Source organism: Microcoleus sp. N9_B4 (genome assembly GCF_036701635.1).
In the GTDB taxonomy this organism is placed as follows: Bacteria; Cyanobacteriota; Cyanobacteriia; order Cyanobacteriales; family Microcoleaceae; genus Microcoleus.
In genome coordinates this window covers 18,377-39,144 of sequence record NZ_JAUBRC010000025.1, presented here as the reverse complement: position 1 = coordinate 39,144, position 20,768 = coordinate 18,377, and the positions used below count along the sequence as shown (strand labels likewise).

The window sequence follows — 20,768 nt, the reverse complement described above, 5'->3', positions numbered from 1 at the left end:
AAAACCCGCCCTTTTCTTTACATCTTCCGCTGAAATTCCTCCAAAACATCCATCAACTGAACTTGACACTGCATCGGAATCAAATCGGCAAGCGGCACTTCCCGCTTGCCGCCGCCCAACTTGACTGGAATTCCTTGCAAAACTTGTGCAACTTTGTCAGCATCTAAATCGCCATCTTCCAGCATCGAATAAAGTTGTTCAGCAACAACTGTATGCAGGTGGGCATCATTGAGATACAAATGCCACTTGGCAATGTCAATGTAGACATTTTCGCCGATTTCGGCTGCTAAAGATTCGATCGCCTGTGTAGTATTAGCCATATCAAAAAAGCACAAAGTTATTTGTTATCAATCAAAAGACTTAACAAATCGCCACCAACTGCCTTCAGCCAGAATCTTTGGTGAGGGGCGAATAATCGGCGATCGCAAAATGGTAAATCGCGTGGGCCAAAACTACTAGAGCCCATCCACCCGTTACCGAAATTGCCCAAGGCCAATCAGCCTTTTGCAAATTGTGAACAAACCACAAACCAGAATTGGTAGCAGAAAAAAGACCGACGTGGATAGCAAAATTCATCCGGTCATCTAAACGGCGGTACTCTGGATCGTTGCGATCGGGTTTGCGGGGCCAACGAGGAGGCATAGTTTTTCACTTGATATTAGTAGTTCAGTGCCTATTTTAATCATAAGTGCAGCTTTTTGAATGCTGCATCCCTCTTTCGGCATGAAACTTATGCCTCTACATTTTCATAGTCTCCAGACTTGCCGCCACTTTTACTCACCAGGTGAATTGACTCAATGGCGATCGACTTTTCCAACCCTTTCGCCATATCATACAAAGTCAGCGCCGCCACCGAAACCGCCGTCAGCGCCTCCATTTCCACCCCAGTTTCCGCCTTAATTTTCACCGTCGCCCGAATTTGATACCCCGGCAACCCAGCATCCGGCATCACCTGCACCTCCACACTACTCAGCGGCAGAGGGTGACACAGAGGAATCAAATGTGCAGTCTGTTTCGCCGCCATAATTCCAGCCAGCCTTGCAGTGCCCAACACATCACCTTTCGGCGCATTCCCCGCTTCAATCGCCGCAAACGTCTCCGGCAACATCCGCACCCGGCCAGCAGCCACAGCTTGTCGCACAGTCGGCACCTTCGCCGAAACGTCCACCATTTGGGCTTCCCCGCTGTTGTCGAGGTGAGTTAGCTGTGTGCGATCGGGCAATTTAGAAAAAGTTTGCGAAAGGTCTTGCATTATTTTGGTAATGGTGTTAATGTTAGATTCTGTGAGAAAAGAACTTAATCAATTTTAGATTAAATCTGAACTCAACAGGGGCTTGTAGCTTAGTTGGATAGAGTGCATGGCTACGAACCATGAGGTCGGGGGTTCGAATCCCTCCAAGCCCACTACTAAAAGTTATGAATTTTGAGTTTTGAGTTTTGAATTAAGAAATTAATCCAACTCAACATTCAAGGCTCATAACTTTTTTAATTAGTATTTTACAAGAAACCTCACTCTTTGTGGAACAGGCATCTTGCCTGTTGGTGAGAATGGTGCGCGGGGGCAAAAACCCGGTTTCTGCCTCAATATCTGTCGCATAGATTCACGATTTTTGGGAGAAGCCGGGTTTTTTGGTAAGTCCCATGATTGCCTCTTCCTTCTTGCTTCTGTTATATCATCGATTCAAAGCATAAATATCTTTGCCTCGACCGATCGCAAATTTCATCGAATTAGACAAGCCCTTGCTAGACTGAGTAATAAAAACCAGCAAAGCCAAGCCAGCGAGGCCAGCCGCAAAACCAAACATATTTCTGTACCCAACTTGTTCAGCCACAAAGCCTAAAGTGGGGCCAGCAATCGCAATCCCCAAATCAAATCCGCCAATACAAAGCGAAAACAAGCGGCCCCTTTCATAAGGTTCGCACCTGTCCGACATCAGCGTTACCATCATCGGCAAAACCGTACCGCCCGCGCAACCTTCAACCAAAGCTGCGATTAAAAAAGCACTGCTATTGTTAGCAAAATACAACAATAACATAGATACGGCATAACAGATTAAGCCGCCAGAAATAAACAAGCCGCGACCGTATTTGTCCGAAGCCCGTCCCGTTAGCAACCGTATACCGAAACTGGCGATAGCCGCCGTAGAATAAAATAATCCCGGATTCAAATTAGCCTTAGTTTCTTGGATAAACAAAGGCATAAAAGTGCTCAAAGTTCCAAATACTAAACCAACCACCAATAACACTAAAGCCGGAATCCGCACTCTCGGATTCCACAGCATTTCCCAGTATTTTTGGCTATTTTTATCCTCAGATAGCGAGTCCGATTTTGTTAAATCTACAAAATTAGGTTCCGCAATTTTGCAGGTAAAAAATACAGCCATTGCAGCGAAAGCCGCCGACATCGCAAACAAAGGAATATAACCAACCCAAGCTTGCACAAATCCGCCAATAGCCGGCCCAACTGCTAGACCAATAGGATTCACCAAGCTCATGTTACCGATTAATTCGCCTCGCTTTCCTGGCGGCGACAAATCTGTTACCAAAGCGCTATAAGCTGTAGTAAAAGCGGCGATACTAATTCCGTGAAAAACGCGAATAAGTAACAGTAAGGGGATAGATTGAGCTAACAGGTAGCCCAAAGGGGCGATCGCAGCGACTGACGCGCCTAGAAGCAAAACTTGTTTTCGACCCCTGCTGTCGGCTATTTTACCCAACTGCGGCCTCGATAGCAAAAGTCCGATCGCAAATGCACCCATCACAAAGCCAATTTGCTGTTTTGTGCCGCCCACAAATTGAACGTACAGCGGCAAAGTTGGCAGTAGCGAAGCCAAACTCGACCAGAATAGCAGCCCTGCGGTGAATAAAGTCAGTAAGCTGCGTCTGGGTTGGGGATCGATGTCCCTAAAAATATTCAAGATGCTAATTCCCTTTAAATCTTCCGAGTGCACTCAAAGTAAGTTCGAGTGTCTCTATCATTGTGTTACAAATTCTTAAGATTTGCACCAAAAAAGTGGATATTCGACTCACTGTCAACTGTCAACCGTCAACCGTCAACTGTCAACCGTCAACTGTCAACTGTCAAAAAAGAGCATTCTTACCAATCAACCTCAGCCCTTTCCTCCACCACCCGTTCATAAACCCACTCGGTTTCTATCGCCAACTTCGGCCAACTAAATCGGCGTTCCAAATCTTGATAAGCATTGTCAACCAACCACCGCGCGTAACCCGGATTTTTCAAAACCTCTAAAATTCCCCAGGCCAAAGAATCCCGATTGTTTGCCTCAGTAACAACGCCAGTTTTAGTGTGCAGCACCACCTCTGGAAGTCCGCCCGCATCCGAAACCACTACAGGCACTCTTGCAGCAAAGCTTTCTAACGCTACAATCCCAAAAGGTTCGTAAAGACTGGGGAAAACCGCGCAGTCAGCCACCGTCTGGAATTTGTCGAGATGTTCCTCAAACATGAACCCAGTAAAATAACACTTATTCCAAATTCCTAAATGCCAAGCTAAATGTTTAAGATGGTCTGTATTGCCGCCGCCCACAATTACAATTTTCGCTTTACCCCCCATTTCCCAAATTACTTTAGGTGCCGCATTTAGAAATACAGCAATGCCTTTTTCATAGCTAATTCTTCCTACATAATAGACTATTTTCTCATCATCAGCCGCAAACCTGCGGCGGAAATCCATCGCGTCAAATTCGTGCCACCTGGGCTTTTTATCCGGTCTAATTCCGTTGTAAATTACCTCTATTTTGTTCCACGGAGTCGATAGTACCCGTTCGGCTTCCCGCCGCATATAATCACTGCAAACAATTACTCGCCAAGAATTGTAAGCGAGGTCGTTTTCCTTGGCGTTAATGTAGCGCTGCCCGTCATTGTGGATGCCGTTGAAGCGCCCGTATTCGGTGGCGTGGATGGTGGTAATTAGCGGTACTTTAAAGGTATGCTTGAGGGCGATCGCCGCATCTCCCACTAACCAATCGTGAGCGTGGATGATATCAAAGGGGCCTTCCTCAAGCATCAGTTTCCCGCCTTGGTGGCCCATGCTTTGGTTGAGGTTCGCCACCCAGTGAAAAAAGTCCCTAGCGTGCCCCACCACCACCCGATGCACACGTATTCCTTCCACCACTTCGTACATCGGCGCGTGGCCGAACTCTACTGTAATTAAGTGAATTTCGTGTCCCAGCTTCACCAATTCTGGATATAGTTCCGATACGTGGCGGGCTATACCGCCTACTATTCTGGGAGGAAACTCCCATGCCAATACCAAAATTTTCATCTTTCTCCCTCCAAATAATTTATATAACTTAATGTTTAGGATTAACAGATTGATTGTATAATTATCGCCCTTAAATTTGAGTTGAGCGCAAGTTGATGCCCAATGCCTGACTTTTGGCAGCAACAAAGACAGAAAATCATGCCTAAACCTGGTTTTTGCAGGAAATTGCTCGATCGCCATTACCTGAAAAAACAGGTTTCCTCAAGATTTGAGCCACTGAGGGAAGCAATGGCGATCGTAACTACCCGCTTACCGTTTCTTCAAAATTGGCTCCAATTCACCGCGAAAACGGGTCCAAGCAGCAACCGATGCAGAGTTAGAAACAGCACCCTGACGCATCAAAATCGCACCGTCTTCAAAGCCAACAATTCCGTACTCTCCCGATTTGGACATTCGATCGATCGCCGGTACGATCTCCCGCAACTGTCCCCGTTCCCCGCGAAACGCAGCCTGATACTGCTGCAACTGCCACAAATCGGCAATTACATATTGCATCTTCACTGCCTTCCCCGCATCATTGCGGAGTTCAAACATCGGAAACCTGAGAATTTCCCGCCTGCTTGACAAAATCGGCACAATAGTATTCGTCGCTGCCACGCTAGCATCAGCAGGAATTTGAGCCAACAGCGGTCGCACTTGCAAAACGTGCTGCCATTGTCTGACGAGAGGAACCTGCACCCAAGGATCGATCGCATCGGGCAAAATCAAAGAAAAAGTCCGATTTGGGTTAGAAGTGAAGGTAAAAAATAGCGACAAACAGATGCAAAACCCCCAAAAGCGGCGAAAATTTGAAGAAGAAGGCAAAGGAAATAAAGCAGAAGGAAAACGCAAAAACATTCTTTCCTCTCTCACCATTCTATCTTCTTCCTTTTGACGCTGGGCCCACCACAGAATTGCCCCATAAAAAAGCCCTGGAACCACAGTCATCGCATAGCGAATATTAATCGCCAGCACCGAATCTCCTTTCGCTAAAAATAGCTTCAGCAGCGGAAATCCAGCTATCATCCAAGACGCAGGCGCGAAAGCAGGAACCAAAGCTAATGGCAACCACTGGCCAAGCAGGTATCTAATCTTACCAAAAAACGGCGTAAATAACTGAGCCACCAACCGCCAGGGATTGCTCACCATTCCCCAAATAATTTCTAGAGTAGAAGCTTCATCTCCATCGGCATATTGGCCGAAGCGCTCCATCATAAACCGCTGGGATATATCAGCAGAAAACAAAGGCATAATCAGATTGGTCAGGACGATCATATAACCAAAACTGAGTATGCAGACTGCTAAACCAGTCCTCGGGTAGCGCCGGCTCAAAATCAGGTAAACTCCGACGCCAAATAAAACAACTCCCCCATCTTCTCGCACGGCCAAAATTAAAGTTGCCAGAATCCCAAACAACGGCCACCAGCGCTTCTCCATCGCCAGCAGCAAGCCAAAGACATACAGCGGCATTTGACAAATATCGTGAAAATTGCCCAAAGTCGGGCCGATGACCGCGTTAGCGCAGTAATAGCTCACAACAATGGTCGCCGACAGCCTCGGTTCCAGATAGTGTCTGGCGAGAGCATAGAGCACTCCTCCAGCCGCTGTAATTAAAGTCACCTGCAACACGGTCAAAGTGACGGGCGAGGGAAACAGCGAGTAAATTGGCAGCCACAGCATTAGCGCCGGCGTGAAATGCTGCCCCAACCGGTAGTAAGATACTTCCGGGAGCTGATTTTGGTGAACCACATTAGTGGACAAAGCCGAAGAGAGGGAACTCTCAAACAAGTGACCCCGAGTGCCGTTCCAAAAAAGTTGATTGAAAATGCCTTGGTCGTAAGTAGCGTAAAAGCTGTAGTAGCGGTGCAGCGTCAGCAACAGGCACAGCACAAAAAAGGCGGCCGCCACTTGAACCACCACCCGCAGCGACTCATTTTTCTTCCATCTCAAAAATATCATCTGCCCGCTTGTAATGAAATTATCGGACAATAGCATAAATCTAAAGTAAGTATTAAATTAAAGTAGAAGTGAAATAACTCGGCTCGGCAATGCTCAATTATTTTCACCCGATCGAAAAGCTCAACAGCGTCCATCCAACACTCGGCACCAGCGGCACGGACTGTTCTCCCGAACAGCCGGTAAATCCCGCACCGCTTTTACAGCTTTTGCTGTTTGTAGACAAGCGTTCCTCTTCCCGGGAACAGACCAGACACATCCGCAAGTCCCTAAAGGATTTGAAGGCAGAGTGCGACTTTGAGCTTCAAATCATCGACGTAGGAGAACAGCCCGATTTAGCCGAACACTTTAAACTGGTAGCCACTCCCTCGCTGCTCAAAATTCATCCCGATCCGCGACAAACTCTCGCCGGCAGCAATTTAATCGCCCAACTCGAACACTGGTGGCCCCGCTGGAAGCGTTCTGTAGAAGAATACACAGCTCAGCAGCAGTCGGCCCCAGCTCTTGCTGAAAGCCTGACTGACCCAAAACCCATCTATTCCGTTGCTTGCGCCGCCGAACTTGTGCAGCTTTCCGATGAAGTTTTTCGCCTCAAACAGGAAAAAGAACACCTGCAAGAGCAGTTGCAGTTGAAAGACCGGATTATTGCGATGCTAGCTCACGACTTGCGTAATCCCTTGACAGCGGCATCTTTGGCTTTGGAGACTTTGGAGTCAAGTCAGAAGGTAAAAGAGGGGGAAAAGTCGCGTTTGACACCAAATCTGGCGGCTCATTTGATGAAGCAAGCCCGCCGTCAAATCCGAATTGTCGATCGGATGATTACAGATATCCTGCAAGCAGCCCGGGGTACAAACGCTCAACTCCACATTGAACCAAAAAGAATCGAACTGGGAGCGATTTGTCAAGATGTAATCATGCAGTTTCAAGACAAATTTCAGGCGAAAAGTCTGAACATAGAAACAGACATTCCCACAGATTTGCCCTTGGTTTATGCCGATCCCGATCGCATCAAACAAGTCATAGTCAACCTGCTTGACAACGCCAGCAAGTACACCCCAGAAAGAGGAACTGTTAATCTTTCAATTCTCCACCGCACCGCTTACAAAGTTCAAGTCAGCATTTGCAACAGCGGCCCGGGAATTCCTGAAGAAGATTGCGCGAGCATTTTTGAAGACAGCTTTCGCTTGCAGCGAGATAAATCAAAAGACGGTTACGGCATTGGACTGTCTCTTTGTCAAGGCATCATCCGCGCCCACTACGGTCAAATTTGGGTAGATTCTGTACCCGATAGAGGCAGTTGTTTTCACTTTACTCTGCCCGTCCAAAAATAAAACTTAGCTGTAGATTTGTCAGTTGTCAGTAGCAACCGAATTTGATATTACAGCTCAACTTTTCCGCAGTGCAGCAATAATCTGTGCGTTGGCCTTGGGAAAAGTAAATTGGTCGATTTCATCGAGTGTCACCCAGCGAATTTCCTCGCATTCGATCGTTTGCGGTTCCCCGCTGACGTGGCGGCAGTGGTGCACGTATAGTCTAACTGTAAATTTAGTGTAGTCGTGGTCAATTGTAATCAGGCGATCGCCAACTTCTACGACAATCCCCAACTCCTCCATAATTTCCCGTTTTATGCAAGCTTCGATTGTTTCCCCAGGCTCTATTTTTCCGCCCGGAAACTCCCAGAAACCCCCGTGCAGTCCATGTTGTCGGCGCTTGTCAATCAAAATTTGTTGGCGATCGTTCCAGATTGCAGCAACGCCGATAACTTTGTGGGCCAAAGGAGGAAGAGACATATTAATTATGAATGGGGAATGGGGAATTTAAGAATAATATCAATAATTATTCAATTATTATTTAATCAACAATCTAAAATCTAAAATCTAAAATCAACAATCTAAAACCTAAAATCTAAAATCTAAAATCTAAAATATTAAGCCCCCATCTTGCGAGGGGGGGCTTGACACTTGGATCACTTAAATGTTAAGAATCTACTAATCGTCCGAGCCATGTCTCTCACTGGCTTGTATGGACTTTTCAAAAGTCATTCGCTGTTCGGCATTTTTGAGAAAATAACCGCTAATCATAGCTGAGGCGAGCAATCTACCCAAATGTTCGCGACTGGTAGTCACTGTCACCCCGAAGTGTTCCGAAGGCAAATTCCCCAATAGTCCAACAATATTTCGCTCCATTACTTGAAACACTTCGTGAGAAGTCGGCTTAGACAACTGAGAAACTGTGTCGGGAGCCATTGACTGCACGTATTGCCATAATAAGTTGGCATTTTCTCCGTCTTCTTCAAAGAATTCTGGGGATTTATTAGATGAGTTGCTCACGAGTACCTCCGTTTCAGAGACAGCTTGTTATGTTAGACGCGGGCGGTTAAATTAAATAACCCTTATCTGATGGCTGCTGATCTTTATTACTAAGTAATTACTAATGTAGCAGGACAGTCATAGCAACCAAGTGGGCACAACCGAATTAAAAGCGGCGGTTTTTACGATTTTAGATTGGGGATTGCAAGTGGGGGAACCCGATCGCCAATCCCCAATCTAGCTAGCTGGCTAGATAATCGTTGATATCTTGCTTGCGCTTGCGGAGTTTAGTCAAAGCTTCCCGTTCTATTTGCCGCACTCGTTCCCGACTGATGTTGAGACGATCGCCTATTTTGGCCAAAGTTAAGGTTTGCCCGTCTTCTAAACCGAACCGCAAGGCGAGCACTTCTCGCTGTTGCTGAGTCAGTTCCGCCATTAGCTGGTCTAAGTCAGTCCGCAGGGAAGATTGCAGGGCAAAATCTTCCGGGGTAGTACCCGTATCTTCCAACAAATCGCCCAACTCGGTATCTTGATTGTCTCCCACGCGCAAGTCCAGGGAAAGTGGCAGGCGCGCGCGATCGAGATATTCGCGAATTTGTTTGGGAGTCAATTCTAACTCGGATGCCAATTCAGCAGCCGTGGCCGCGCGACCAAGCTGTTGAGCAAGTTGGCGCTGAGCTTTTTTAATTTTGTTGAGCTTTTCGGTGATGTGGATCGGCAAGCGGATGGTGCGGCCTTTTTCGGCGATGGCCCGGGTAATTGCCTGACGAATCCACCAATAAGCATAAGTAGAAAATCTGTAGCCCTTAGTCGGGTCAAATTTTTCTACTCCCCGCTGCATCCCGATCGTGCCTTCCTGAATTAGATCCAGTAAATCTACGTTGCGCTTGATATATTTCTTGGCAACAGACACTACCAGGCGGAGATTCGCTTCCACCATTTGGCGCTTTGCCCTTTCCCCGTTTTCGATCGTCCGCTGCAACTGTGCCTCAGACAGCCCAACTGCCTGTGCCCATTCAGCCGCCGTCGGGTCGCGGCCTAACTCTTCGGCTAAAATATTTTTCTCCTGATGCAGTGCGGTTGAGCGCTGTACCTGTTTCCCGTAGAGTATTTCTTGCTCATGGGTCAACAAGGGAACGCGGCCGATTTCCCGCAAGTAAGCGCGAACAGAATCTGTATCTGAGGACTTAAGAGTTTTCATGAGCTTTTCCCGCTGAGGATCTGTGCCTCTAAAGGTTTGCGGTAGTCGCAAACCCCTAGCTTTAGCTGGGAAGGAAAGCGGGCGGGGACTTGCGCTTTCCTTCCATTTAAAGAGGCTTAATTTTATGGTAGCTAGCTACTACTCCCAGTCAGCACCGTCTCAGGTTAGGTTTTGGTTGGGGCGTGCACAATACTACGTTATGTTAAGAATCTTAACATTTGTGAGAGCACTTGGCTACACTTCTTCATATTTATTTCATGCCAGCCTGGACTGTTGATACGAGAGTATCCGCTTTCCTGGCTTTACAGTGTGCATCAATATAAACAAAAGCCGCCACATCTCAGAGGGGTAGATGGGAAGAGGGGGAGATGGGAGGGGATTTGCTCCTTTTGGCACAGTGCAAGTAAAAAATACAAAAAATACAATTTAAATGCCCAACAGCTTTTCAATACCCTGAATATGAAGTTACAGATATTGATGAACCCGCCCCAACAGATAATGACTAATGACTAATGACTAATAACTAATGACTTCTTTGCCGTTGAGCTTCGTACAAGATGAGGGCTGCGGCGATCGACACATTTAAAGATTCTACGCCACGACTCAGGGGAATTTGGATTTGTCGATCGGCCAAACTCCTCAATTCTTCCGACAAACCAGATCCTTCGTTGCCCAAAACTATCAGAGTCGGCACTCGCAAATCTACTTCCCAATAACTTAAACTGGCCCCGGCGACAGTTGCTAAAATTTGCATTCCTCGATTTTTATAGGCGGAGACTTCGGCGGTTAAATCTGGACTGACTGCCATTGGTAGCTTAAACCAAGCTCCTGCTGAGGCGCGCAGCACTTTGGGATGGTCTAAATCGGCGCTGTCTGCGCTCAGCAGCAAACCGTCGGCATTAGCAGCCGCAGCCGTGCGGACGATCGCCCCCAAGTTGCCGGGATCTTGGATTGTTTCTAGGGCTATTCCTAAAGTTGACAATTTTGCGGGCTCTGTTGCGGTGCGGGGTGCGGTGGCGACAATGCCGTCGGGTTGGACTGTAGTGGCGATCGACTCTAACACTTTTGCACTTACTAATTCTGTGCGATCGGCTAAATTACCAACTTGCTCCCAAAGTTTCCCGTGATCCTCCAGCCATTCGGGAGTGCAGCAAACCGTTGCTAGTGGGTATTTGGCAGCGCAAGCTTCTTCGAGCAAGTGCGTCCCTTCGAGTAAAAATAATTGTTGTTCCCTGCGTCCCTTCGAGCTATGCAGCTTGCGAATTTCTTTAACTAGGGGATTTTGAATACTTGTCAACATTGTTTAATTCAGCAGAGCGAATGGGGTTATTGCCTGTATCGGGTTAACCCCAAACTTTTTTCTGCCTTGGGAATGCGGAACCCGGGACTTGAACCCGGAAGGCTTGCACCACATGAACCTGAATCATGCGCGTCTACCAATTCCGCCAGTTCCGCATCGGTCACGAATTACTACTCTGCCATACCTCCGCGAATCTGTCAAGTGCTTTGGGGAATTTATTTTTTTTCGGGGCTGCGAGTAATATTTTTTTGCACAAATTACTGTTCGGGTTGAGAAATCCTTTAGTTTCGAGGATTTACTGTTAGCCAAATATCGCAAAACGCTGTGTAGTTGAGTAGGGTGCGTCAGATCGCGTCCGGTTATTAATAATCCCCAAGCTTTGATCTGACGCACCCTACGGGATTTGCTGAAAAAGTGGGAATCTAATCGGCCAAATCGGGGAAAACCTCGCGCACGGCCGGATGCACCAATCGGTGATTCTGCACGTTCAATCCCTTCGCCAAACTCTGATTCATTTCCAAAGCTTTAATCCCGTTATTTGCCAACTGCAAAACATAAGGCAAAGTGCTGTTATTCAAAGCTTGAGTTGCAGTCCAAGGAACAGCACCGGGCATATTTGGCACGCCGTAATGCACAACTCCTTCCTCAACATAAGTAGGATTTGTATGAGAAGTTACCCGCAAAGTTTCCACGCAGCCGCCTTGGTCAACGGCTACATCAACAATCACAGAACCGGGGTGCATCTTCGCAACAAATTCGCGAGAAACCAGAATTGGAGCTTTTTTACCTAAGACCAAAACCGCGCCGATTAACAAATCAGCATCGGGAACAATTGCTTCAATTTGCAAAGGACTGCTATAGAGGTATTCTACTCTGGAACCGAACAGAGTTTCCAAGTAGGCTAGGCGATCGACATTTACGTCTAAAATCTGCACTCTAGCGCCCATTCCTACAGCAATTCGCGCTGCTTCTGTGCCAACGATTCCGCCGCCCAAAATCACAACTTTACCCGGTCTTACCCCTGGTACACCGCCCAAAAGTACGCCCCGGCCACCTTGCTGTCGTTCCAGAAACCGAGCTCCGAACTGCACGGCCAAACGCCCTGCAATAATGCTCATCGGCGTCAGCAGTGGCAATTTTCTGTCCGGGAGTTCGACGGTTTCGTAGGCGATGGCCTGGACTCCGCTGCTGATTAAATACTCGGTTAATGTGCGATCGGCAGCCAAGTGCAAATATGTAAATAGCAACTGCTCTTTTTGTATCAGTGGATACTCAGCAGGCAGCGGTTCCTTAACTTTAACAATTAGTTCGCGCTTCCAGACATCTGAAGCCTTTAAAACAATCTTAGCCCCTGCCTCAACGTAGTCCTCGTCCGCGAAACCGGCCCCAGCACCAGCATTCGTTTCTACGAAAACTACGTGGCCTTTGTCCGAACAAGCCCGGACACTTGTGGGGCTGAGCCCGACTCGAAACTCCAAATCCTTGATTTCCTTGGGGACGCCTATTTCCATCTATAACCTCTAATCTCAGGCATACGTAGATCGAATCTAACCTAAAAACCATCCCCAGTGGGACAATACCATTGTAGATTTTAGATTTGGCAATCCGGCTGGGCTAGGAGAATTTTTGTTGGATTTTCCGCCAGTGCGATCGCAATTTCCCAAATTGATCGTTTTCCATAAGTCGATATATATGCAGTCAAAATACTCATCTTATCAGTCACCAAAAAACTGGGTCTGAAGCCCCGTCCGTTCAGGACGGCTTTTCCTTACTCTTGAGGCTCCTGATTGACTCTAAATACATCAGTTTTAGTTCTACCTACAGATTTGCAGTGAGCTTCAACAATTGCAAATTTAGATTCCTGAATCTAAAAAATTTCAACATTTTTTCATAAAATTTTCCGGTGTTTTGCTGTATTATATTACAACAAGGAGGACAACTCATGTTTGGCTGTCAACAAAATTTAATTCGGGCTGATTCAGATGTTCAAGCTATTCTTGAATACCTGTGTTCCGAAGCTGCAAAGCTTTCTAATTGCGGAACTTACTATGGCCGCCAGCTATACTTTAAAACTGGTAAAATCCCAAGCCGTGCTCAGTTGCACAAAGTTTTGGGGACTGAAAATCGGAACCGACACTATCAAGCGTTCTACTCTGATACTGCCCAACAAATATTGACGGGCGTAGCAGAGTCTTTTAAGTCATTTATGGGATTACTAAGAGCTTTTAAAAGTGGGGTAATTACGGAACGTCCGAAACTACCAAAATATCGTCAAGGCGGCATGGCACTTGTGACATTTACAGGTAGGTCGGTAAAACTCAAAGATGGAATGTTGAGATTCCCCCTTGGAAGCAAGGTTAAAGCGTGGTTCGGCTTAGATGCGTTCTTTTTACCGATACCCTCTAATCTTGATTTTAAGTCGATTCGAGAGTATCGCATTCTTCCTCGGAACGGCTGTTTCTACCTAGAATTTGTCTACAAAGTAAACCAAATACAGGCAGATATTGACCCGACTAAGTGCTTAATGATTGACCACGGCGTAGATAACTGGCTAACTTGCGTGAGCAATGTCGGTACAAGTTTTATTGTTGATGGCCGGCATTTAAAATCGCTCAATCAGGGATACAACAAACGGGTAGCATTTCTGATGAAGGGAAAAGCTAATGGATTCTGGTCTAAAAGACTTGCCGGCTTAACAGAGAAACGTAACCGCCAAATGCGAGATGCCGTCAACAAGGCAGCAAGGAAGGTAATAAACCACTGCTTAAAAAATCGCATAGGAACGATTGTATTCGGCTGGAATAAGGGACAAAAAAAATCTGCCAATATGGGAAACAAAACTAATCAAAAGTTTGTGCAAATCCCTACGGGCAGATTAAAAGATAGAATTGCTCAACTTTGTGAGCAGTACGGATTGAAATTTGTGGAAACGGAAGAATCTTATTCATCCAAAGCGTCGTTTGTTGATAATGATTCGCTACCTACATTCGGCGAAAAACCCGAAGGGTGGCTTCCAACTGGCAAACGAGTTAAGCGTGGTTTGTACAGAACAGCTCAAGGTTGGTTGATTAATGCAGATTGCAATGGTTGTGGGAACATTGGTAGAAAAGTAACGATAATGCTTGGACTCGATCTAAGCGGAATCGGTAGGGGTGCTTTGTCAGCGCCTTTAAGACTTAAATTATGGTCTTAAGAATCCCCGCAGCTTCAGCGCGGGGATTGTCAATTATAATTTAACAGCAGCGACTCAGGTCTCCAAAAACAATGCCACGTTTACCTACTTTAACATTCGATCGCGGAACTCTATTGCTGCACCCGCCGCCCAAAGGCAGAGACTGGGTGGACTTTGCAACATGGGACGATCGCGTGGAAAAATACCGCATTCGAGCAATTCACTACCGCCCGCTGGTAGAATGCCTCCAAGCCGAGTGCATTCACTTCACCGACGAAGCCAGGGCATACGAACTACTCGAACTCGTACCCAGCGTGGAAATGCAGCCTTACCCACATCAAGAACAGGCCCTCGCAGCTTGGCAGGAAGCAGGAAGCCAAGGAGTAGTCGTCCTCCCCACTGCTTCGGGCAAAACTTATCTGGCGCAATTAGCCATGCAAGTCACTGGTCGCAGTACATTAATTGTAGTACCAACTCTCGATTTAATGCACCAGTGGTATGCTAATTTAAAAGCAGCTTTTCCAGATATCGAAATCGGATTGTTGGGCGGAGGTTCGCGGGACAAAACGCCAATTTTAGTGGCAACTTACGACAGTGCAAGTATTCATGCAGAAACATTGGGCAATAAATACGGTTTGCTGGTTTTTGACGAATGCCACCATTTGCCAACAGACTTTTATCGAGTAATTTCCGAATATGCGATCGCGCCTTTTCGACTCGGACTGACAGCTACACCCGATCGCACCGACGGCCGCCACAGCGATTTACATTTTCTCATCGGCCCCACAGTATTTAGCAAAAGACCCGAAGATTTGGCAGGCGATGCTTTAGCCGACCATAAAATAGTTCAAATTATGGTAAAACTGTCAAAAGAAGAGGGCGATCGCTACGCCGAATTAATCAACATTCGGAACGACTTCTTAAAACAGTCTAACATCAAAATATCCAGCCTCGAAGGTTGGAAACAGTTTATCATGGCAAGCGCGCGATCACCCCTGGGACGGCGCGCCATGCTAGCCCACCGCCAAGCCAAAGAAATCGCCCTTTGTACCGAAGGAAAACTGCGAATTTTAGCCAACATACTAGCAGAACACTCTCCCCAGCGCACCCTAATTTTCACGGGTGACAACGCCACAGTTTACCGAATTTCCCAAGAATTTCTCATCCCCACAATTACCCACCAAACCCCAGTCAAAGAACGCCACGAAATCCTCGATCGCTTTCGCAGCGGCGAATACAAAACCCTCGTCGCCTCCCACGTCCTCAACGAAGGAGTAGACGTTCCCGACGCCAGAATTGCTATCATATTGTCAGGTACCGGCAGCGAACGCGAATACATTCAGCGATTGGGTCGAGTTCTCCGCAAAAGCAGCGATGTAAATAAGTTAGCAATTCTCTACGAAGTCGTCACCGAAGACACCAGCGAAGAAAGAACTTCTCAGCGCCGCCGGGGAGGAATGCAGCCTCACAAACCGAAACCGCAAACACAAATAGAACCGCCAAAGCCAGAATATCAGAAATTAGAAACTGTCAAACCGACACCCATTTACGGAGTCAATCGAGAGACAACCAAAAAAGCAGCAGAATCACCCGCAAAATGGGGAGAAGACAATGATGAAATCCCCTGGTAGCAAGCCTAAACTATTTCTAAACACTCTCCTTCTTTCTCTCTCTTCCCTTCGCGTTCTTTGCGCCTTCGCGGTTCGTTAAAAATAAAAAACTATTAACTAATGCTACCAACAGATTTATTAAGCCACCGCCAAAACGGAGAATCAATTATTCCTCTCCGCCTCAAGATAGATGCTAAAAACTTAGATGCAGCCACCGAAATGATCGACTGCTTCCAAAGTGCGATCGGCAAAACCCAAGGCGAACTCGACGGACGCTTGCTAGAATTAGAAGGCGACAGCCCCGATTATCGGCTGAAACGGGGATTAGCGCACCTGCTGAAAGGCGGTTTCTGCACCTTGGAAGTCATCAGTCCCCTAGAACCCTCAGAGTTGAGACAGCGGGTTTTTGCCTTGTCCGCGCGATCGACTCCCAGCCCTCAATCCACCCAATTAACCCTGGAAAAAGTAGCAAGTGAACTCAGCCAAGAGTTAAACAGAGAAGTTTTGCCTCACGAAATCACTACAGGTTTATACGCCGATTTAAACGAAAACAAAATCCTCACTGAGTTTAATCCACCAACACCCGAAAACTTGCTTCACAAATACAATCTTTCTCAAGTTCAAGGCATATTTTACCGAGCAAGTCAAGTCCAATTAACCGCCCACCGCAACGATCCGGGAGAATACAAACTCTTATTTCGCTATCTGAAACTATTTCAATTAATGACTTACATTGAAGGCGATGCAGACCACGGTTTTACACTGACAATAGACGGCCCTACAAGCTTATTCAAACCCAGCACCCGCTACGGCTTAGCCCTGGCGAAAATGCTGCCCGCACTGCTGCACGTCACTAAATGGAGTATGCACTCGACACTGCACACAAAAGATCCTTTTAGCGGCGTTTTAAAAATAGGTAAATTTACCCTCAATTCCGACTGCGGTTTAGTCAGCCACTATCCCCCTGGCAAGCCTTATGATAGTATGTTAGAAGCCGCATTTGCTGAAAGATGGAATTCCACAAAAACCGAGTGGCAACTAGAGCGAGAAGTTGATTTAATTCCGATTCCTGGTAGTGTGATGATTCCCGACTTTCGGTTAGTGCATCCCGACGGGCGAGTATTTTTATTAGAAATAGTTGGCTATTGGCGGCCGGAGTATTTGCAAAAGAAATTTGCACAAGTACAGAAGTCTGAATGCGATAACTTGATTTTAGCTATTTCCGAACGGCTGAATTTAGAAAAAGCCGGAGTGAATGTAAATGACGTGCCAGCAAAAGTAGTCTGGTTTAAAGATAAATTGTTGCCCAAATCAGTCCTGGAAGTCCTCGAAGAGTAAGTTATTCTGCATTTAAAATTAAGTTTTAGGGCGGGCTAGAAGCCCACCCCACAAGAGTTTAAAGAAAAATAAGGCTACTGTTTTGTTTCTCTCTCTGTGCCCTCTGCGCCCTCTGCGGTTCAAAAAAAGCCTATTATATGAATTAAATTATATTCAAAAAACATCGCACATTCCCAGCTATACTAAAATAGGAATTCACCCAAATCCTTGCCACCGCGTAGTCTCACCCTAAAATCGATTGAAAAATGCCAGACACAAGTATTGTCGAAAGAATCAAAAAGCTGTTAGCCCTCGCCACCTCATCCAATGAAAATGAATCGACTGCTGCAGCCGAAAAAGCTTCTGTTTTACTGGCACAGTACAATCTCAGCCTCGCGGATTTAGGGCCAAATCACCAAGAAGAGATTGACGAAAACTCAGTAGAAACAACATCGAAATTTGTCACTTGGAAAATGATGCTGCTTTCGGGAATTGCCGATGCTAACGGTTGCACTGCCATGCGAAATACTTATAATGGCAGTATGTTTTTGGTGGGAACTTCTACAAACCTGATTGTTTGCAAACATCTGTACGAGTATTTGAGTTCGGCGATTGAAAAAAGGGCTAAATACCGCAAAGGAAACGGCAGGGGGTTGGCGTATCTGAATGCTTTTCGGGTTGGATGCGCGACAAGGTTGAGACAAAGATTGTTGGAACAAAAACAGGAGATGGAAGAGTCGGGGATTCCGGGTTCGGGGGATGTGGCGGCAACTCCAGGGATTGTAGTACGATCGATGTTTGAGAAAAATCAACAGGCGATCGCGGATTATCTAGAGGGCCGAGGGGTTAAAATTAGAACGAGAACAGATTCTCAAGTCAGCAGCGAGGCGGGTTTTAATTCTGGGTATGAAGTGGGCGACAAAATTAGTTTGCACAAGCAAGTGCAGCCGCAAGGGGATATGAAGCAACTTAATGAATGTCTTTGAGTAGGGTGTGCGATCGTGAAAATCAGCTTCCTAGGTGTAATAAACTAGGGTTATTTTGTCTGTAGTGCGTAATGATTGCTACATTAAGCCTTGATTTCTTTCGAGTGCTTTCTTCAAATACTCGATCGCTCTTTTGAGATTTTCGATTTCTTTGTGATTTTTTTGCTGGTTAAGAAGTAGATCGTCTAGTTTGTCTTCAATGGAGCGTATGGCGAGGCGCTGTTGTTTGAGAATTTCTTGAGCCAGGGGGATGTCTTTTTGAATTACAACAATCTCGCGCATCACGACTTCTAACTTGGCTGCTTGGATTAAAGCGGTGTCGGGAGATTGACTGAATAAAGCGCCAACACCAACTCCCGCACTAGCACCGAGAATTGAACCGCCAGCAACAATTACGGCCATTCCTCCGGCCATTCCGAAGCCGCCTGCACCAATTAACAAAGGATTTATTCCGCCTTTAATTACTTTGATGGCTTCCTTGTAGTTCGATTTAAAGCGGTAAACAGAATTTACATCAATCTCTAGTTTTCCAGCAAAAAACTTTAGCTTACTGGTAAGTCTTTCTTCATCGGCAATTTTTAAATCTTTAAATGCTTCATCGCGGCTATCCCCCAAGGAGTAATATGCTTGAAATAGTGTTACTTCTAATAACACTAGACGCCTAGTAAACTGATTGTTAGGAGAGATGAGATGGGATTGTACAAATTTTTGGAGTAATTGAAAGTTAGCAATTAATTTCAATGACCTGTTATCGGGAGTTTCAGATGAAATTTTGCTGTTCAAAAAAAGTGTGGTTGACTTTTGCCACTCGCTTAACCACTCTTGCTTTAGGGACTGTTTATTATAATCCGATTCCCTGTCAATATCATCTTGCACCAAGTGGTACTGATAGCTGAACATAATTCTGGTTTCTTCCAGAGTCAGTCCCAATTTTTTTATAGCTAGGGAATTCTCTTCGATCGACGTTTCTGTTGTTTCAGGAATTTTCTGCTGGACATTATCACTTGCACAGGATTCTTCTGTAAGAGTTGGCGTTGCAGATGTCGAGATTTTTTGGTAAATGTAATCAACAGCCTGTTGAACTTTTTTTATTTCTTCGGCATCTTCATCGGGAATTTCAATGTCGAAAGTTTCCTCGAAAGCCAAGATTAGCTGTAGTGCATTTAGATCCACACTATTTACAAAACTCGCTCTAAAATTAGCGTTATCATCTGCTCCTAAATGTTTGGTAAACTTAGTGTTGACGGTGACTTCAGTTGCCTCAATTTGTAGCTGATTTGCCACAAGCGCTTTGACTTTTTCATAAATTTGATCCTTGACGTTTTCTTCTTCCGATTTATCCCGGACTCTGAAGTAGTGAAAGAGATTAGCAACAGCCAAATCTGAGGCTTTTTCCAAATTCGACGCTACTAAACTTTTATGACCAGCTATTTCCCCTTGCTCAATAATATAATTTTCATGCTCTTTTCGTTGCTGCGGATCGAGCATAAATTCCAGTTGAGTGTAAAGCGCATAAAAATGAGACTTCGGCCTCAAATTCTCATAAAATAACTGTTCATCTGGTATTGCTAACGCTGTTGTTGCTGATTTTTTATCTTCAATAACAGCTAAGTTTGATTTGCTGAAATCAGCACTTTGTAGCTCTTCAAATTCACTGGGCGGCAAAGCTTTCGTCCATTCAATCTGATTCAGCCAAATGTCTAAGGCGGCTAAATCATGATTGTGAATTCGCGTGATTTCAGGAAAGAGAAAGTCAAGCTCTTCGTCGGAGTCACAGCATTGTATAATACCGAGGCCATCTTGACGGATTTGTTGTTGAAGTTGAGAAATGCGATCGCCCGCAGCATCAAATTCATTTTGCACCTGATACGTGCCGATAATACTTTGCTCGATCGCCCAACTGCACTCTAACCGCCGCAACTTTCCCGCCGCACAGGTTTCTGCCAACAAATGCGGATTTCTGTAATCTGCTAAAGCTTCAAACAGCATCCCCCGCGCGGCATCAATTTCAGCATTGCGGCGGTTGATATCTTGCAGTTGCAAAGCCGATCGCATTCGTTGAATTGCTTGATTGAATAACCCGTAAGCCCGCACTAAAACTAAACGGTGGTTGTCAAATTTTATATCTGCAACCACTTCGGAAATTAATTGCTTAATTTCCGCACCTTGGCCTTTGACAAGTTGTTCTAAATTGATGAAACCGTTTTCTACTTTAACTTCCAGCCTTTCTACCGCTTTTTTTAGTTTCAAAGTTTGGTGCAAATTCACCGCTGACAAAGCTACCCCAGCCGCAACTCCCACACCAATGACGGCTGTAGTCGCTTGCAGCACCCCCAAACTCGCTTGGACGGCTTGAAAGCCCATGTGCGTTTGGTGCATCTGCAAGCCGCCCATAACAAGCTGCACGGGAGACACTAAGGGCGATAGCGGGCTGTTGTTGACAACCGCACCCACAGCATGGGCCGCAAACTGTCCCGTGGCTGCATCTCTCGCCATGCCGATCGGCACTCCAGCCGATGTAAACACTTGCACGTACTTGCCAGCCTCGATCGCAGCCTGTACCGCTGCGGGAAATACAAAGTTCATCATCAATTTTTACCCTGGTAGCAACCCACAGAACAACTGATCTATTATGATCCATTTAATAAAAGAA

General features: G+C 46.0%; 17 protein-coding genes and 2 tRNA genes. 6 read left to right on the top strand and 13 right to left on the bottom strand.

Annotated elements, in window-relative coordinates; all coding sequences use genetic code 11:
- Positions 1–17: 17 nt before the first annotated feature.
- From QUA43_RS17655 to moaC, 3 genes are all read right to left on the bottom strand, one after another.
- Complete coding sequence (locus tag QUA43_RS17655; RefSeq protein ID WP_333375591.1) at positions 18–320, bottom strand: DUF3181 family protein; 303 nt, start codon at positions 318–320, stop codon at positions 18–20.
- Between the two features lie 64 nt (positions 321–384).
- Entirely contained in the window at positions 385–642 is a 258-nt protein-coding gene (locus tag QUA43_RS17650; RefSeq protein WP_006633890.1) for a 2TM domain-containing protein, read from the bottom strand.
- A gap of 88 nt (positions 643–730) precedes the next feature.
- Positions 731–1,252: a cyclic pyranopterin monophosphate synthase MoaC gene (gene moaC, locus QUA43_RS17645; RefSeq protein WP_333375589.1), complete on the bottom strand. Its 522-nt coding sequence runs from the start codon at positions 1,250–1,252 to the stop codon at positions 731–733.
- Between the two features lie 78 nt (positions 1,253–1,330).
- On the opposite strand from moaC, the gene QUA43_RS17640 reads away from it, so the two are divergent.
- A tRNA-Arg gene (locus QUA43_RS17640) sits at positions 1,331–1,404 on the top strand.
- A gap of 269 nt (positions 1,405–1,673) precedes the next feature.
- Here QUA43_RS17640 and QUA43_RS17635 read toward each other — a convergent pair.
- From QUA43_RS17635 to QUA43_RS17625, 3 genes are all read right to left on the bottom strand, one after another.
- Positions 1,674–2,918, bottom strand: a complete 1,245-nt coding sequence (locus tag QUA43_RS17635; protein ID WP_333375588.1) for an MFS transporter — start codon at positions 2,916–2,918, stop codon at positions 1,674–1,676.
- Between the two features lie 179 nt (positions 2,919–3,097).
- Entirely contained in the window at positions 3,098–4,285 is a 1,188-nt protein-coding gene (locus QUA43_RS17630; protein WP_333375586.1) for a glycosyltransferase family 4 protein, read from the bottom strand.
- A gap of 249 nt (positions 4,286–4,534) precedes the next feature.
- The gene (locus QUA43_RS17625) at positions 4,535–6,259 is read right to left on the bottom strand and encodes a DUF2079 domain-containing protein (RefSeq protein ID WP_333375585.1); all 1,725 of its coding nucleotides are present in this window, start codon (positions 6,257–6,259) and stop codon (positions 4,535–4,537) included.
- Positions 6,260–6,312: 53 nt separating this feature from the next.
- Between QUA43_RS17625 and QUA43_RS17620 the strand changes: the two genes are divergently transcribed.
- Complete coding sequence (locus QUA43_RS17620) at positions 6,313–7,551, top strand: histidine kinase (RefSeq protein ID WP_333375584.1); 1,239 nt, start codon at positions 6,313–6,315, stop codon at positions 7,549–7,551.
- Positions 7,552–7,605: 54 nt separating this feature from the next.
- Here the strand turns inward: QUA43_RS17620 and mutT are convergent, their stop codons facing one another.
- From mutT to ald, 6 genes are all read right to left on the bottom strand, one after another.
- The gene (gene mutT, locus QUA43_RS17615; RefSeq protein ID WP_333375583.1) at positions 7,606–8,010 is read right to left on the bottom strand and encodes an 8-oxo-dGTP diphosphatase MutT; all 405 of its coding nucleotides are present in this window, start codon (positions 8,008–8,010) and stop codon (positions 7,606–7,608) included.
- Positions 8,011–8,208: 198 nt separating this feature from the next.
- Positions 8,209–8,550, bottom strand: a complete 342-nt coding sequence (locus QUA43_RS17610) for a DUF760 domain-containing protein (RefSeq protein ID WP_172187001.1) — start codon at positions 8,548–8,550, stop codon at positions 8,209–8,211.
- A 220-nt stretch (positions 8,551–8,770) separates the two neighbouring features.
- Entirely contained in the window at positions 8,771–9,730 is a 960-nt protein-coding gene (locus QUA43_RS17605) for an RNA polymerase sigma factor, RpoD/SigA family (RefSeq protein ID WP_333214865.1), read from the bottom strand.
- A 523-nt stretch (positions 9,731–10,253) separates the two neighbouring features.
- On the bottom strand, positions 10,254–11,030 hold the full coding sequence (locus QUA43_RS17600) for an RNA methyltransferase (RefSeq protein ID WP_333375582.1): 777 nt from the start codon (positions 11,028–11,030) through the stop codon (positions 10,254–10,256).
- A gap of 73 nt (positions 11,031–11,103) precedes the next feature.
- Positions 11,104–11,185 (bottom strand) — tRNA-Leu (locus QUA43_RS17595).
- 267 nt (positions 11,186–11,452) lie between these two features.
- The gene (gene ald, locus QUA43_RS17590) at positions 11,453–12,541 is read right to left on the bottom strand and encodes an alanine dehydrogenase (protein ID WP_333375581.1); all 1,089 of its coding nucleotides are present in this window, start codon (positions 12,539–12,541) and stop codon (positions 11,453–11,455) included.
- A 431-nt stretch (positions 12,542–12,972) separates the two neighbouring features.
- Between ald and QUA43_RS17585 the strand changes: the two genes are divergently transcribed.
- From QUA43_RS17585 to QUA43_RS17570, 4 genes are all read left to right on the top strand, one after another.
- Positions 12,973–14,223, top strand: coding sequence for a transposase (locus QUA43_RS17585; RefSeq protein WP_333375580.1), 1,251 nt, complete (start codon positions 12,973–12,975; stop codon positions 14,221–14,223).
- 71 nt (positions 14,224–14,294) lie between these two features.
- Positions 14,295–15,833: a DEAD/DEAH box helicase family protein gene (locus tag QUA43_RS17580; RefSeq protein ID WP_333375578.1), complete on the top strand. Its 1,539-nt coding sequence runs from the start codon at positions 14,295–14,297 to the stop codon at positions 15,831–15,833.
- 99 nt (positions 15,834–15,932) lie between these two features.
- Complete coding sequence (locus QUA43_RS17575; RefSeq protein WP_333375577.1) at positions 15,933–17,150, top strand: DUF790 family protein; 1,218 nt, start codon at positions 15,933–15,935, stop codon at positions 17,148–17,150.
- 245 nt (positions 17,151–17,395) lie between these two features.
- Positions 17,396–18,115 (top strand): DUF2786 domain-containing protein, encoded by a 720-nt coding sequence (locus QUA43_RS17570; protein ID WP_333375575.1) that lies wholly within the window; start codon positions 17,396–17,398, stop codon positions 18,113–18,115.
- Positions 18,116–18,193: 78 nt separating this feature from the next.
- Here the strand turns inward: QUA43_RS17570 and QUA43_RS17565 are convergent, their stop codons facing one another.
- Positions 18,194–20,704: an acyl carrier protein gene (locus tag QUA43_RS17565; protein ID WP_333375573.1), complete on the bottom strand. Its 2,511-nt coding sequence runs from the start codon at positions 20,702–20,704 to the stop codon at positions 18,194–18,196.
- Positions 20,705–20,768: the final 64 nt, after the last annotated feature.

Excerpts from the sequence above, each read along its gene's own strand:
- QUA43_RS17655 (WP_333375591.1), bottom strand. The coding sequence starts at position 320 with ATGGCTAATACTACACAGGCGATCGAATCTTTAGCAGCCGAAATCGGC.
- QUA43_RS17650 (WP_006633890.1), bottom strand. The coding sequence starts at position 642 with ATGCCTCCTCGTTGGCCCCGCAAACCCGATCGCAACGATCCAGAGTAC.
- moaC (WP_333375589.1), bottom strand. The coding sequence starts at position 1,252 with ATGCAAGACCTTTCGCAAACTTTTTCTAAATTGCCCGATCGCACACAG.
- QUA43_RS17630 (WP_333375586.1), bottom strand. The coding sequence starts at position 4,285 with ATGAAAATTTTGGTATTGGCATGGGAGTTTCCTCCCAGAATAGTAGGC.
- QUA43_RS17625 (WP_333375585.1), bottom strand. The coding sequence starts at position 6,259 with ATGCTATTGTCCGATAATTTCATTACAAGCGGGCAGATGATATTTTTG.
- QUA43_RS17620 (WP_333375584.1), top strand. The coding sequence starts at position 6,313 with ATGCTCAATTATTTTCACCCGATCGAAAAGCTCAACAGCGTCCATCCA.
- mutT (WP_333375583.1), bottom strand. The coding sequence starts at position 8,010 with ATGTCTCTTCCTCCTTTGGCCCACAAAGTTATCGGCGTTGCTGCAATC.
- QUA43_RS17605 (WP_333214865.1), bottom strand. The coding sequence starts at position 9,730 with ATGAAAACTCTTAAGTCCTCAGATACAGATTCTGTTCGCGCTTACTTG.
- QUA43_RS17600 (WP_333375582.1), bottom strand. The coding sequence starts at position 11,030 with ATGTTGACAAGTATTCAAAATCCCCTAGTTAAAGAAATTCGCAAGCTG.
- ald (WP_333375581.1), bottom strand. The coding sequence starts at position 12,541 with ATGGAAATAGGCGTCCCCAAGGAAATCAAGGATTTGGAGTTTCGAGTC.
- QUA43_RS17585 (WP_333375580.1), top strand. The coding sequence starts at position 12,973 with ATGTTTGGCTGTCAACAAAATTTAATTCGGGCTGATTCAGATGTTCAA.
- QUA43_RS17580 (WP_333375578.1), top strand. The coding sequence starts at position 14,295 with ATGCCACGTTTACCTACTTTAACATTCGATCGCGGAACTCTATTGCTG.
- QUA43_RS17575 (WP_333375577.1), top strand. The coding sequence starts at position 15,933 with ATGCTACCAACAGATTTATTAAGCCACCGCCAAAACGGAGAATCAATT.
- QUA43_RS17570 (WP_333375575.1), top strand. The coding sequence starts at position 17,396 with ATGCCAGACACAAGTATTGTCGAAAGAATCAAAAAGCTGTTAGCCCTC.
- QUA43_RS17565 (WP_333375573.1), bottom strand. The coding sequence starts at position 20,704 with ATGATGAACTTTGTATTTCCCGCAGCGGTACAGGCTGCGATCGAGGCT.